Raw genomic sequence first — 12132 nt, forward strand, 5'->3', positions numbered from 1 at the left:
AATGGAGATGCTCTCACGCAGAGCGTACGGGTTCAGGAATTTTGAGAATTACCGCATGAGAGTCTTGGCTCAGTGCGGTTGGAATGGTGTGATTAACCGAGTTTGATGAATGCCCAGATCCCCCGTTAATGGGGAAGAGCCCAAAACTCACACATGCAAAGAAAAACCGCCTAGAGAGTTGGAACTCTAGGCGGTTTTAACTAGTTGATAAGACTAGTGTAATTCTGGCGCGGCTGGCAGGATTCGAACCCACGACCCCTTGGTTCGTAGCCAAGTACTCTATCCAACTGAGCTACAGCCGCTGTAAAGAGGCATAACTATAACACAACTTTTTTTCGCTGTCTTTTCCGGCGCGGCAAAATCAGGCTGGATTCGACTATCCGCGAAAAACTCGGAAGAGGCGCTTGTTGCCGGCGGGATAGGCCTGCGATCTCGTTGGGCGGCGAAGGCGGCCGGGCAGGTCTGGCTGGTAAGATCAGTCTTGCCCGCCATGTATGGTGGGCCCGGATCCGGCATGAAAATGAATGCCTGGAACCTGTTTTGAGGGGATGGCCATTTCCTGCATCGATGCAGCAACCCTGAAGGCCTATCGTGAAACCGAATATGGTGTCGAGGACGATACGCCTTTTTTCCTGACGATCGGCCGGTTCAGCGAGCCGCTCGCGCGGCTGCATGCGCGGCATGGCGTCGATTGCAGCGCTTACCTGACCGCTTGCAATCCTTTTGGCAGGCTTGTCGATGCGCAGCTTAATGCACGGCGTCAGCAGCAACTGGCCGGCGACTTGCGGGATATGAACCGTTTGTTCCTTTGCGGCGCGGGCCGGCATCCGGCCGGAACATGGCCGCCGGAGTCCAGCTTCCTGGTTCTGGGACTGACGCGGGACGAGGCCCGCGTCCTGGGCAATAAATACGAACAGAATGCGGTGGTCTGCTGCGGGCCGCGCGCCGTGCCCCGCCTGGTATTGCTGCGTTGATGGGGCGTGCGGCTCGCCGCGGCTGGCGTGTTGTGCCAAGAGGCCGGTGCAGTGCCGGCATGCCGGGGCAATGCGCCGATGTTCGATCCTCGCCGGCCGTCAATGCGCCAGGTTCTCTAGATAGCCGCGGTAGAAGTCGATGAAGGTCCTGACCTTGTTGGTGAGGTGGCGGCCGGGCGGGTAGATGGCGTAGATTCCGCCGGTTTGCAGTTGCCAGTCCTGTAGCAGCCATACAAGGCGCCTGGCCTTGATGTCTTCCTGCGCGTTGTGCTGGTCGATGACCGATACGCCGGCGCCGCTTTGCAGCAGCGAACGCAATGCCGCGGGGGAATCCACCCGGAAGCGGGACTTCACGTGCAGCGTTTTCTCTTCGCCCGAGCGGTGCGTCATGCGCCATGTGAGGGGCGCCGAAAGCAGGGTCAGGGCTATCCAGTCGAGCCCCAGGAGGTCTTCGGGGCGCGAGGGCGGCGTCTTGCCGCGCAGGTAATCGGGCGAGGCCACAATGTATTGCTCGAACTCTCCCAGCTTGACGGCGCGCATCGACGAGTCCCGCAGCCAGCCCAGGCGTATGCTCAGGTCTATGCCTTCGCTGACGAGATCGGCGATGCGGTCGTCGGTGCGCAAGTCGATGTGCAGCTCGGGATGCAGTTTTGCGAACCGGGCCAGCGCGGGCGCCAGCGATTGCACGGCGTGGTCGACGGTGGTGCTGATGCGCAGCGTTCCGGTCAATTCCGGCTTGCCTGAACCGACTTCGTCGATGGCGCGCTGCAGGCCGCGCAGCAGGGGCTGGCATTGCCGATGCAGGGCCAGCCCGGCGTCGGTCAGCACGACCTTGCGCGTGGTGCGGGTAAAGAGCGCGATGCCAAGGCGCGATTCGAGCCGGCTGATTTCGACGCTGATTTTGGCGGCGGCCACGCCCAGCCTTTCGGCGGCGGCCGTGAAGTTGCCGCTTTCGACGACGGCGTCGAATATCAGCAGGTCGTTGAGATCGATCTGTCCGGGAAGCGCCATGGTGCCGATTGATAAGATTAATAAGAAATCAATAATAATGAATTATTGATTCATTTGTTTATCTATACAACCTCCTTATGCGATGATGATTTCCAGAAGGTAGTAAAGAAGCTCCGGTCCGTTGACCGGGAACTGTCATTTGCGGAGAAATTCATGAAGATTGCACTCATAGGCGCCTCGGGCTTTGTCGGGTCGAGGATATTGGCCGAAGCCTTGGCGCGGCATCACCAGGTGACGGCGCTGGTTCTGCACCCCGAGAAAATCGCGCCGGCCGCCAACCTCGTGGCGCTCAAGGTAGATGTCATGGACGAGGCAGCGCTGGCGGCCCAGCTGCGCGGCCACGATGCCGTGATCTGCGCCTTCAGCGGCCATGCGCAGGCGGATATTCACGGCTACTATGTGAAGGGTGTGAAAGCTATTATTGCCGCGACCAAGCAGGCGGGCGTGCCGCGCTTGCTGGTGGTGGGCGGCGCCGCTTCGCTGGAGGTCGCGCCGGGCAAGCTGCTGCTCGATACCCCCGAATTCCCCGAGCAGTGGAAAGCCACGGCGCAGGGCGCTTATGACGCGCTGAAACTGCTCAGGCAGGAAAATACGCTGGACTGGACCATGTTGAGCCCGGCAGCGATCATCGAGCCGGGCACGCGCACCGGCAAGTTCCGTCTGGGCACCGATACGCTGCTGACGGACGACAAAGGCGAAAGCCGGCTGTCGCTGGAAGACTATGCGGTTGCCATGGTCGACGAACTGGAAAAGCCGGCCCACTCGCGCAAGCGTTTTCACGCTGCTTACTAAAAACAGGCAGCCAGCTAAAAACAGGCAGTCAGCGAATGGCCGCCCGCGTGGTCATCCGCCGGCGTCATGCCCGAAGCCGGCAAAGGCATTCATGGCGCTGCCACGTCGTCATCGCACGGGCGGCGCCTATTTTCTTGAAACGTACTTGTTGCCTTCCATGTAGAAGCGCAGCGGCTTGTGCGCCCATTCGCCGGCGTAGTCGACCCCGATGCGGGGCCTTGCCACGATGTTGAAGGGCTGGGCGGCGGGATCTTCGGCAAAATGGAAATCGTCGCTGCACAGATCGCGTCCATAGTCCTGCAGGGTAATGCCCATGGCTTTGCACAGCAGTCCGGGGCCGCTGGTCTTGCTTGCCAGGTTTTGCACGGGCTCGAGCGCGCGCAGCAGTATGGCGGTGCCGGTGCCGGCGGGCTCGGTGACGACGTTCATGCACGTGTGCATGCCATACACCAGATAGACATAGGCATGGCCGGGAGGGCCGAACATGGCGCGGGTGCGGGGCGTGAGGCCTTTGGAGGTGTGGGCGGCCAGATCGGCGGGGCCCAGGTAGGCTTCGACTTCGACGACGCGGCCGATGCGCTGTTCGCCGTCAATCGAGTGAAGCAGCAGCTTGCCCAGAAGCTCGCGGGCGACCTGCGTGGTTTCCCGGCTGAAAAACCGCCGGGGAAGTATTTTTGGCGTGGAAGGCATTGTTTTTCAAATTAAATTGACTTTTTCGGATTGAATTCATATGATATGAGGCCAGATTTTCAAGTTCGTTGATGTTTGTACAAGCCAGTACCCATATCAGTACTTTTTTGCTCTTATATTCTTCTCCTTGAGAGTCTGTTCCACAGGGCATGTTGCTCTTAATTATGAAGGATTGCAAAATAATGCAAACAGAAACTGGCATCGTCAAATGGTTCAACAACGAAAAGGGCTACGGCTTCATCAAGCCTGAAGCAGGCGGCAAAGACCTCTTCGCTCACCATACCGATATCCTCGGCACCGGCTTCAAGTCGCTCGAAGAAAACCAACGCGTTTCCTACGTAGCCGCCGAAGGCCAAAAAGGTCCCCAAGCCAAATCCATCCAGGTTATCTAATAACCGATTGGCTTCCCAAAAAACCGCCGAAAGGCGGTTTTTTGTTTTTCAGACCGCTTTTTTCAGATAGCCGTCCAGCTCGCCCAGCAAGGCCTGTTTTTGCGCGTCGGGCAGGAACGAGGCGGTGATGCTGTTGCGCGCCAGGGTGCCCAGCTCCTGGCGCGAAAGCCCCAGCGCCTGTGCGCAGGCGATATAGTTTTGCGCCACGTAGCCGCCGAAATACGCCGGATCGTCGGAGTTGACGGTGACCATTGCACCCTGGCGCAGCAGCCGCGCCAGATTGTGCTGGTCGAGCCGGTCCACCACGCACAGCTTCAGATTGGATAGCGGACAGACGGTGAAAGGCACTTGTTCGTCGATGAGCTGTTGCAGCAGCTCGGGGTCTTCTTCGGCGCGCACGCCGTGGTCGATGCGTTCGGCATGCAGGATGTCCAGCGCGTCGCGCACGTACGAGGGCGGCCCTTCTTCGCCGGCGTGCGCCACCAGGCGAAAGCCCAGTTCCTTGCAGCGCTGGTAGACGCGCGCGAATTTTTCCGGAGGATTGCCGCGCTCGGAGGAATCCAGGCCGATGCCGATCCAGAGATCGGCGTATTCCTCGCGCAGAGGCAAGGCCGCTTCCAGGGTGTCGAAAGCCTCTTGTTCCGTCAAGTGACGCAGAAAGCTCATCAGCAGATAGCTGGTGATGCCGGTGGACTGGCGGGCGTCGCGCAGCGCGCGCGCAATGCCGGCGAACACGATGCGGATGTCGACACCCCTTGCCGTGTGGGTTTGCGGGTCGAACATGATTTCGGCATGGCGCACGCCGTCGCGGCGGGCGCGGCGCAGGTAGGCGGCCGTCATGTCGTAGAAGTCCTGCTCGGTAATGAGCACCCCCGCCCCGGCGTAGTACAGATCCAGAAAGGATTGCAGGTCTGTGAAGGCATAGGCTTCGCGCAGGGCCTGCTCCGAAGGGTAGGGCAAGGCGATGCCGTTGCGCTGGGCCAGCGCGAAAATCAGTTCGGGCTCGAGCGTGCCTTCGATATGCAGGTGCAGTTCGGCCTTGGGCAGGCCGGCGACGAAATCGGCAAGGTCCTGGTCTGGCGCGGAGGCGTTCATGGCGATTCCTTTACGAGGCCCGGTAGGCGGCCAGGGCAACCATGGCCCAGGCGACGATGAAGTCAAGGCCGCCGATGGGAGTGATGGCGCCCAGCCACTTGGTGCCCGACAGCGCAAGGATGTAGAGGCTGCCGCTGAACAGTACGATGCCGGCAAACATGAAGCCGCCGGCCAGGCTCAGCAGCGGCGAGCCGAATCGGGCTCCCAGGGCGGCAATGGCCAGCATGCCCAGCCCATGGATCAACTGGTACAGCACGGCGGTTTGCCATACGGCCAGCAGATCGGGCGAGATGACCCGCTTCAGTCCGTGGGCGCCGAATGCGCCCGCGGCAACGCCGACAAGCAGGGTCAGGGCGGCTACAACGACAAGCTGGCGGTCCGTCATTCGAAGTTTCCTTTCAGGGGGCTGGGTGTCAAGTCTTTCGGATTGTTTGCGGCTGCAATATCATGGGTGATGCCGCCGTTTTCGCGCGGCCGGGCGGATGGCAAGGCGTCCGCGGCAGGCAAGAAACAGTTTTAGCATAAAGGATGGAGTTTCATGGCGGATATGCCCACACCCGATCAAGCCGCGGCTTCCTGCGTTGTCGCGTCGGTATTGTATCGCCGCGGCCAACCCGCCCAGGAGGTGCCCCTGGACGAAGCGGGCAAGCATATTGCCGACGATGGCAGCCTGCTCTGGATAGGGCTGAAAGAGCCGTCGCCCGAAGTCGTGCGCAGCCTGGGCGGGCAGTTGGGGTTTACGCAGCGAGCCATCGAGGAAATCCTCGAGCCTCATCGCAGGCCCAAAATCCTGGAATACGATGTGCTTACCTTGGTCGTCGCCATCACGGTGGAAGTCGCTCATTTGCGCCCCAGCTTCGGCGAAACCCAGATACTGGTAGGCCCCAATTTTCTTATTACCATCCGGCGCGGCACGACTCAAGGTCACGCCGATTTGCGAGACCATCTGCAGAACTCGCCCGAATTGCTGGGGCGCGGCAGCGATTACGTGGCATCGGCGGTCCTTGATTTGCTGGTCGATCATTACGTGACCGCCATCAACCACATGGAAAAGGGCGTTGAAACCATCGAGCAGCAATTCCTGCTGCGGGGTTTTCATCCCCACGATGTGCGCAAAATGTACAAGCTGCGCCGCGATCTATTGCGCATGTATACGGCGATTGCGCCCATGGCCGAAATATGCCGGCGCCTGGCGCGCGTCGACATGAAGCACGTCGATCCGGACAGCCGCGCGTTTTTCGGCGAAGTCGCCGATCGGGTCACGCGGGTCAACGAACTAGTGGCCAGCCTGCGCGATGCGCTGGCCTTTGCCTTTGAGGCGGGGCTCATGATAGGGCAGGCGCAGCAAACCGACATCACCAAGAAGCTGGCTGCCTGGGCGGCCATTCTGGCCGTGCCCACGGCCGTCGCCGGCATCTACGGCATGAACTTCAAGGACATGCCCGAGCTGAGCATGCCCTATGGCTATCCTTTGGTCCTGGGCGCGACGTTTGGTGTGTGCTGTATTCTGTTCTGGCGGTTCAGGAAGGCCGGCTGGCTGTAATGCCGATGGCCGCGCGGCCGCGGCAAGAAAGCGAGGTGGCATCATGAGTTGGACGACGCATGAAATAACGAACCAGGTTCCAGACCTGGACGATTACAACCTATACCAGGCCGACCGCATTCTGCAGCAGGCGGTGCAGCGCGAAGGCGCAGGCTGGCACGAGGCGGCCTTGACGGAATACGGCGCGCTGCTGGGCCGCCGCGAAACCCTGGTGCTGGCGGCCGAGATAAACCGCCATGCTCCCGAGGCCGAAATATTCGATCGCGTCGGCCGGCGCGTCGACCGTGTGGTTTTTCACCCGGGCTGGCACCAGTTCATGCGCATGGCCTTCCAGCAGGGCATGCACTCGTCGGCGTGGGCGAACCCTCGGCCCGGCGCCCACGTTGCGCGGGCCGCCACATATCTGCTGCATGGCCAGGTCGAGGCGGGGTCGCTGTGTCCCGTGACCATGACTTCGGCCGCCATTCCCGTCCTGCGCAACGAGCCGTGGTTCGAAACCATCAGGCCGCTGCTGTATTCGTCGCAGTACGACGAAACCGACGGCCCGCTGTCCTCCAAGACCGGCATGATGGTCGGCATGGGCATGACGGAGAAGCAGGGCGGCTCCGACTTGCGCAGCAATACGACACGCGCGGCACCGCTGGGCGTGGGCGGGCGGGGCGGCGCCTATCGCATTACGGGGCACAAGTGGTTTCTTTCGTCGCCCATGTCCGACGCCCATTTGGTTTTGGCCTCGCACGAAGAACAGTTCTCCTGCTTTTTCGTGCCGCGCTGGCATCCCGAGGGGCGCAAGAACACGGTGTGCATCCAGCGGGCCAAAGACAAAATGGGCAACCGCTCCAACGCCAGTGTCGAGGTCGAGTTTCAGGACGCTTACGGGGTTCTGGTCGGAGAGCCCGGCCGGGGCATTCCCACCTTGGTCGAGATGGCATCGTACACGCGCCTGGATTGCGTGCTGGGCAGCACCGCCTTGTTGCGCCAGGCCGTGGTCCAGGCCTTGCATCATGCGAGGCACCGGATGGCCTTCGGCAAGCTGCTTGTTCAGCAGCCATTGATGCGCAGCGTGCTTGCCGACCTTGCCCTGGAAAGCGAAGCGGCGACCATGCTGGCCTTGCGCCTGGCGCGGGCGTTCGACGAGTCCGGTTCGGTGCTGGAGCGGGCCTATCGCCGCGTGTTGACGCCGGCCTCCAAGTTCTGGGTCTGCAAGCGCACCATCGAGGCCGCGGCCGAATGCATGGAGGTCTGGGGCGGCAATGGCTATATCGAAAACGGCCCCATGCCCCGGCTGCTGCGCGAGGCGCCCGTCAATTCCATCTGGGAAGGATCCGGCAATGTCATGTGCCTGGATGTGCTGCGGGCTTTACGGCGCGAGCCGGATCTGGCCGAGGCCTTGCTGGCCTCGCTACGGGATGATGCGGCAGGAGAGCCTTTGCTGGAGCGGGCGGTCGATGAACTGGCCGGGGTTTTCCGGTTGGAAGGGCAGGAACTGGAGTCCAGCGCCCGGTTTGTGGCGCAGCAACTGGTGCTGCTGGTGCAGGCAGGTCTTTTGCGGCGCCATTCCACGACCATGGCGGCCGATGCCTTCGTGGCTTCGCGCTTTTCAGGCGCGGGCGGGCGTGTGTATGGCGTGACGGCCGGCAAAGTCGCCCCGGCCGCCGTCATTCAGCGGGCCTGGCACACGTAGAGCGCCGCGTGGCCCCTGTACCGTGCAGGGGGGCGTACGTATAATCCAGCTAGTATTTCGAAAGCAGGCCGGCGCGTCGTCCGATTGGCCGCCGTATTCGAGTCAATCAAACCGCACGGTAGTCATAGGCCGGGTTCACGCGAGGAAGTCATGAGGGTATTGCAGTATTTTTTGCCGCCGGGCCGGTGGTATTCCGTACGGCTTGGCCTGGCCGCGCTGGCTTTGGTGCTGGCGGGCCAGGGCGCGGCGCTGGCCTACGAACATCCTGCCGCCGGCGGCGAGCGCAGCCACATTGCCTTTCACCTGCGCGGCAGGGTCGTGCATGTGGCCGACGGCGATACCTTCACGATCATGGTGGATGGCCGGCAGCAGCGTGTTCGCATGGCGAGCATCGATGCGCCGGAAACGGGCAAGGGCCGCGAGCGCCCGGGCCAGCCCATGGGCCAGGCTTCGAAGAAAGCATTGGCCGACCTCATCGCCGGCAAAACGCTGGCGCTGGATTGCTACGAAAAAGACCAGTACGGCCGCAATGTGTGCAACGTTCCCCTTGCCGATGGCAGCACCGCCAACCAGCGCCAGGTCGCTGCCGGCATGGCTTGGGCCAATATGGAAGGGCGGGGCAAGTTCATGCGCGACCCATCCCTGCCGGGGCTGGAGCAAAAGGCGCGCGAAGCCCGGCTGGGCCTGTGGCGGGATCCCGATCCGGTCAAGCCCTGGGCCTGGCGCTATGGCTGCTGGAAAAAAGGCCGATGCTGACGGCGCGGCGGCTGGGCAAGCGGCTGTGTTGCCTGTGCCTGGCGCTGCTTCTGGCGGCTTGCTCGCGAGTCGCCGTCAATAGCCCGTACGAGCGCGATTCCGCCGGCCGCAACGTGCTGTATACCGCTTTTGCGCAGCGTTCGCCCAAGTATCTGGATCCGGCTAGCTCGTACTCGACCGATGAAACCCCGTTTACCTATTCGATCTATGATCCGCTGTATCAATACGCCTATCTGGAGCGCCCCTACCGCTTGATACCCAAGGCGGCTGCCGCTGTCGTGCCCGCCGTCTACTATGACAAGGACGGCCGGCGCCTGCCCGACGATGCGCCCGGCCAGTCCGTCGCCCTGAGCGTGTACGACATTCCCATCAAGCGGGGCGTGCTGTTTGCGCCGCATCCCGCGTTCGCGCGCGACGCATCGGGCAAATATGTGTACTGGCCTTTGGCCGGCCACGAACTGGAAAATAAATTCGGCATTCCCGATTTTCCCCGCACCGGCACGCGCGAACTGACGGCCGACGATTACGTCTATGCTTTCCGGCGCCTGGCCAGTCCTCGCGTGGTGTCGCCGGCGTTTTCGGTACTGGCCGGACACATCGTGGGCATGCGCGAATACGGGCAGCGTCTTAAAAAGATCGATCAGGCCGCCGGCGCAAGAAAACAGTGGCTGGATTTGCGCAAGTACGCTTTCGACGGCGTCCAGGCGCTTGACAGCCATACGCTGCGCATCAAGGTCAAGGGAAAATACCCGCAGTTCAAGTACTGGCTGGCCATGACCTTTACGGCGCCCATACCCTGGGAGGCCGACCGGTTCTACGCCCAGCCGGGAATGGCCGCGCACGATCTGTCGCTGAATACCTGGCCCGTCGGGACGGGGCCCTACATGCTGGTCGAATCCATCCCCAATCGCCGCCATGTCCTGGCCAGAAACCCGAATTTCCGGGGCGATCCCTATCCTTGCGAGGGGGCGCCCGGCGACGAGCAGGCGGGGCTGCTGGCCGATTGCGGCAAGCCCACGCCGTTCATCGACCGCATCGTGTTTTCTCTGGAAAAAGAAAGCGTGCCGCTGATGGGCAAGTTTCTTCAAGGGTATTACGATATTCCCGAAGTCGATGGAGGCGGCTACGGCGTGGCCATGCGGGTGGCAGCGGGCGATTCCGCCGAAAAGGCGGCGCTGTACAAGGATCACGGCCTGCAGCTGCTTACCTCGACCGAGGCGCAGATCTACTACCTGGGCTTCAATTGGCTCGACCCGGTGGTGGGCAAGGGCGCAACGCCCGAGCAGCAGGAAAAGAACCGCAAGCTGCGCCAGGCCATCAGCATTGCGTTCAACTGGGAGCAATATGTGTCCATCTTCCAGAATGACCAGGCCCAGGTGGCGCAGGGCCCGATCCCGCCCGGCGTGCCCGGCTACCAGCCTCCCCCCGAAGGCTTGAACAAAAGCGTGTATGTCTATAAAGACGGGCATGCCGAACGGCGATCGCTGGATGAAGCCAGGCGGTTGCTTGCGCAGGCGGGATACCCGGATGGGCGCGATGCGGTCACGGGCAAGCCCTTGATCCTGCATTTCGATTCGGCCGGCGGCCTGGGCTCCAGCGCTACCCTGGACTGGATGCGCCGGCAACTGAAGGCCCTCAATGTCGAACTCGAAGTCAGGGCGACCGACTACAACCGTTTCCAGGACAAGATGAGCCGGGGCAGCACGCAGATGTTCATGTGGGGCTGGGTAGCCGATTATCCCGATGCCGAGAACTTCCTGTTCTTGCTCTACGGGCCCAATGCCAAGGCGGGCAAGGGCGGCGAGAACGCCTCCAATTACGAGAACCCCGAGTTCGACCGACTGTTCGAGCAGATGCGGTATCTGGACGACGGCCCCGAGAAGAACGCGATCATTCACAAGATGGTGGCTATCGTCCAGGCCGACATGCCCTGGATGTTCGGCTATTTTCCCAAATCGGGCGGGGCCTACCAGGCTTGGGTGCACAATGCCAAGCCGACGCAGATGGTGCGCAATACGCTGCAGTACTATCGCCTCGATCCCGCGATGCGGGCCGAAAAAATCCGGCAATGGAATCGTCCGGTCTGGTGGCCCGCCTGGCTGCTGCTGGCGTTGCTGCTGGCCGGCGTCTATCCCGCCTATCGCGTCATCAGGCGTCGCGAGGCGCTGACCGCCCTGGGCGGCCACGCTTCTTCAAAGGAGCGTCCATGATCGGCTATGTTTTCCGGCGGCTGTTGTACGGCGTGTTGATTCTGGTGGGCGTGAACCTTTTGACCTTCGCGCTGTTTTTCGCCGTGAACACGCCCGACGACATGGCGCGCCTTTCCATCGGCGGCCAGCGGGTCAGCCAGGACGCCATCGAAAAATGGAAGGCCGAGCGCGGCTACGACAAGCCGCTGATATTCAACGCCCAGGCCAAGGGCGCCGCGGCCTTGACCGATACCGTGTTCTACGAACGGTCGCTGCCGCTGCTGCGCTTCGATTTCGGCTTTTCCGACGGAGGGCGGGACATCGGCCATGAAATCGCCCAGCGCATGTGGCCCAGCCTGGCCCTGGCCGTGCCGACATTCATCCTGGGCTTGTTCGCCTGCATCGTGCTGGCCGTGCTGCTGGTGTTCTTCAGGGGCACGCCGCTGGATTTCTACGGCGTGGTGCTGTGCGTGGTGCTGCTGTCCATATCCAGCCTGTTCTACATCATTGCGGGGCAGTGGCTGTTCGCCAAGGTCTTGCGCTGGGTTCCCTATTCGGGCTTTATCGATGGCTGGGCCAGCGTGCGCTTTCTGGCGTTGCCGGTACTGGTGGGCATTGTCTCCCGGCTTGGGGGCGAGACCCGTTTCTACCGCACCCTGTTCCTGGAAGAAGCCGGCAAGGACTATGTGCGCACGGCCCGCGCCAAAGGCTTGGCGGAACATGTCGTGCTGTTCCGGCATGTGCTGCGCAATGCCTTGCTGCCCATACTTACCGGAACCGTATCGGCGCTGCCCCTGCTGTTCATGGGCAGCCTGATTTCGGAATCCTTCTTCGGGATCCCGGGCCTGGGCAGCTACACCATCGACGCCATCAACGCCCAGGACTTCTCCATCGTAAGGGCCATGGTGTTTTTGGGCTCGGCCTTGTATATCGTGGGGCTGATCCTGGCCGATATTTCCTATACGCTGGCCGATCCCAGGGTGAGGTTTGATTAGGGCCTGCCGAC

Annotated in this window: 12 protein-coding genes and 1 tRNA gene; 8 read left to right on the forward strand and 5 right to left on the reverse strand. The window is 61.9% G+C overall.

Features of this window, described 5'->3' with window-relative positions; genetic code table 11:
* Nucleotides 1–225: 225 nt before the first annotated feature.
* Nucleotides 226–302 (reverse strand) — tRNA-Arg (locus VNT00_RS13945).
* A 222-nt stretch (nt 303–524) separates the two neighbouring features.
* Between VNT00_RS13945 and VNT00_RS13950 the strand changes: the two genes are divergently transcribed.
* Nucleotides 525–974 carry a DUF3293 domain-containing protein gene (locus tag VNT00_RS13950; protein WP_325588476.1) on the forward strand — a complete coding sequence of 150 codons (450 nt, stop codon included), beginning with the start codon at nt 525–527 and terminating at the stop codon, nt 972–974.
* Nucleotides 975–1073: 99 nt separating this feature from the next.
* Here the strand turns inward: VNT00_RS13950 and VNT00_RS13955 are convergent, their stop codons facing one another.
* Nucleotides 1074–1985 carry a LysR family transcriptional regulator gene (locus tag VNT00_RS13955; protein WP_325588478.1) on the reverse strand — a complete coding sequence of 304 codons (912 nt, stop codon included), beginning with the start codon at nt 1983–1985 and terminating at the stop codon, nt 1074–1076.
* Nucleotides 1986–2138: 153 nt separating this feature from the next.
* Between VNT00_RS13955 and VNT00_RS13960 the strand changes: the two genes are divergently transcribed.
* Nucleotides 2139–2777: an NAD(P)-dependent oxidoreductase gene (locus VNT00_RS13960; protein ID WP_325588480.1), complete on the forward strand. Its 639-nt coding sequence runs from the start codon at nt 2139–2141 to the stop codon at nt 2775–2777.
* A 126-nt stretch (nt 2778–2903) separates the two neighbouring features.
* Here VNT00_RS13960 and VNT00_RS13965 read toward each other — a convergent pair whose 3' ends face one another.
* On the reverse strand, nt 2904–3467 hold the full coding sequence (locus VNT00_RS13965) for a DNA-3-methyladenine glycosylase (RefSeq protein ID WP_325588482.1): 564 nt from the start codon (nt 3465–3467) through the stop codon (nt 2904–2906).
* Between the two features lie 182 nt (nt 3468–3649).
* On the opposite strand from VNT00_RS13965, the gene VNT00_RS13970 reads away from it, so the two are divergent.
* A complete protein-coding gene (locus VNT00_RS13970) occupies nt 3650–3859 on the forward strand; it encodes a cold-shock protein (RefSeq protein ID WP_325588484.1) in 210 nt (69 codons plus the stop codon).
* Between the two features lie 48 nt (nt 3860–3907).
* Here VNT00_RS13970 and VNT00_RS13975 read toward each other — a convergent pair whose 3' ends face one another.
* Together VNT00_RS13975 and VNT00_RS13980 are read right to left on the reverse strand one after the other, a co-directional pair.
* Nucleotides 3908–4954, reverse strand: coding sequence for an adenosine deaminase (locus VNT00_RS13975; RefSeq protein ID WP_325588486.1), 1047 nt, complete (start codon nt 4952–4954; stop codon nt 3908–3910).
* Nucleotides 4955–4964: 10 nt separating this feature from the next.
* Complete coding sequence (locus VNT00_RS13980) at nt 4965–5339, reverse strand: DUF423 domain-containing protein (RefSeq protein WP_325588488.1); 375 nt, start codon at nt 5337–5339, stop codon at nt 4965–4967.
* A gap of 162 nt (nt 5340–5501) precedes the next feature.
* Between VNT00_RS13980 and VNT00_RS13985 the strand changes: the two genes are divergently transcribed.
* The 5 genes from VNT00_RS13985 (at nt 5502) to VNT00_RS14005 (ending at nt 12121) form a co-directional block, all read left to right on the forward strand.
* Entirely contained in the window at nt 5502–6497 is a 996-nt protein-coding gene (locus tag VNT00_RS13985) for a magnesium and cobalt transport protein CorA (protein ID WP_325588490.1), read from the forward strand.
* A gap of 43 nt (nt 6498–6540) precedes the next feature.
* A complete protein-coding gene (locus VNT00_RS13990) occupies nt 6541–8181 on the forward strand; it encodes an isovaleryl-CoA dehydrogenase (RefSeq protein ID WP_325588491.1) in 1641 nt (546 codons plus the stop codon).
* A 150-nt stretch (nt 8182–8331) separates the two neighbouring features.
* Nucleotides 8332–8937 (forward strand): thermonuclease family protein, encoded by a 606-nt coding sequence (locus tag VNT00_RS13995; protein ID WP_325588493.1) that lies wholly within the window; start codon nt 8332–8334, stop codon nt 8935–8937.
* On the forward strand, nt 8931–11147 hold the full coding sequence (locus tag VNT00_RS14000; protein WP_325588541.1) for an ABC transporter substrate-binding protein: 2217 nt from the start codon (nt 8931–8933) through the stop codon (nt 11145–11147). The genes VNT00_RS13995 and VNT00_RS14000 overlap by 7 nt, the downstream gene beginning before the upstream one ends.
* On the forward strand, nt 11144–12121 hold the full coding sequence (locus tag VNT00_RS14005) for an ABC transporter permease (protein ID WP_325588495.1): 978 nt from the start codon (nt 11144–11146) through the stop codon (nt 12119–12121). The genes VNT00_RS14000 and VNT00_RS14005 overlap by 4 nt, the downstream gene beginning before the upstream one ends.
* The last annotated feature ends 11 nt before the right edge of the window (nt 12122–12132 follow it).

The sequence above is a fragment of the Eoetvoesiella sp. genome (genome assembly GCF_035555955.1).
Lineage (GTDB): Bacteria > Pseudomonadota > Gammaproteobacteria > Burkholderiales > Burkholderiaceae_B > Eoetvoesia.

Coding starts and splice junctions, on each gene's coding strand:
- VNT00_RS13950 (WP_325588476.1), top strand. CDS start 525: ATGCCTGGAACCTGTTTTGAGGGGATGGCCATTTCCTGCATCGATGCA.
- VNT00_RS13955 (WP_325588478.1), bottom strand. CDS start 1,985: ATGGCGCTTCCCGGACAGATCGATCTCAACGACCTGCTGATATTCGAC.
- VNT00_RS13960 (WP_325588480.1), top strand. CDS start 2,139: ATGAAGATTGCACTCATAGGCGCCTCGGGCTTTGTCGGGTCGAGGATA.
- VNT00_RS13965 (WP_325588482.1), bottom strand. CDS start 3,467: ATGCCTTCCACGCCAAAAATACTTCCCCGGCGGTTTTTCAGCCGGGAA.
- VNT00_RS13970 (WP_325588484.1), top strand. CDS start 3,650: ATGCAAACAGAAACTGGCATCGTCAAATGGTTCAACAACGAAAAGGGC.
- VNT00_RS13975 (WP_325588486.1), bottom strand. CDS start 4,954: ATGAACGCCTCCGCGCCAGACCAGGACCTTGCCGATTTCGTCGCCGGC.
- VNT00_RS13980 (WP_325588488.1), bottom strand. CDS start 5,339: ATGACGGACCGCCAGCTTGTCGTTGTAGCCGCCCTGACCCTGCTTGTC.
- VNT00_RS13985 (WP_325588490.1), top strand. CDS start 5,502: ATGCCCACACCCGATCAAGCCGCGGCTTCCTGCGTTGTCGCGTCGGTA.
- VNT00_RS13990 (WP_325588491.1), top strand. CDS start 6,541: ATGAGTTGGACGACGCATGAAATAACGAACCAGGTTCCAGACCTGGAC.
- VNT00_RS13995 (WP_325588493.1), top strand. CDS start 8,332: ATGAGGGTATTGCAGTATTTTTTGCCGCCGGGCCGGTGGTATTCCGTA.
- VNT00_RS14000 (WP_325588541.1), top strand. CDS start 8,931: ATGCTGACGGCGCGGCGGCTGGGCAAGCGGCTGTGTTGCCTGTGCCTG.
- VNT00_RS14005 (WP_325588495.1), top strand. CDS start 11,144: ATGATCGGCTATGTTTTCCGGCGGCTGTTGTACGGCGTGTTGATTCTG.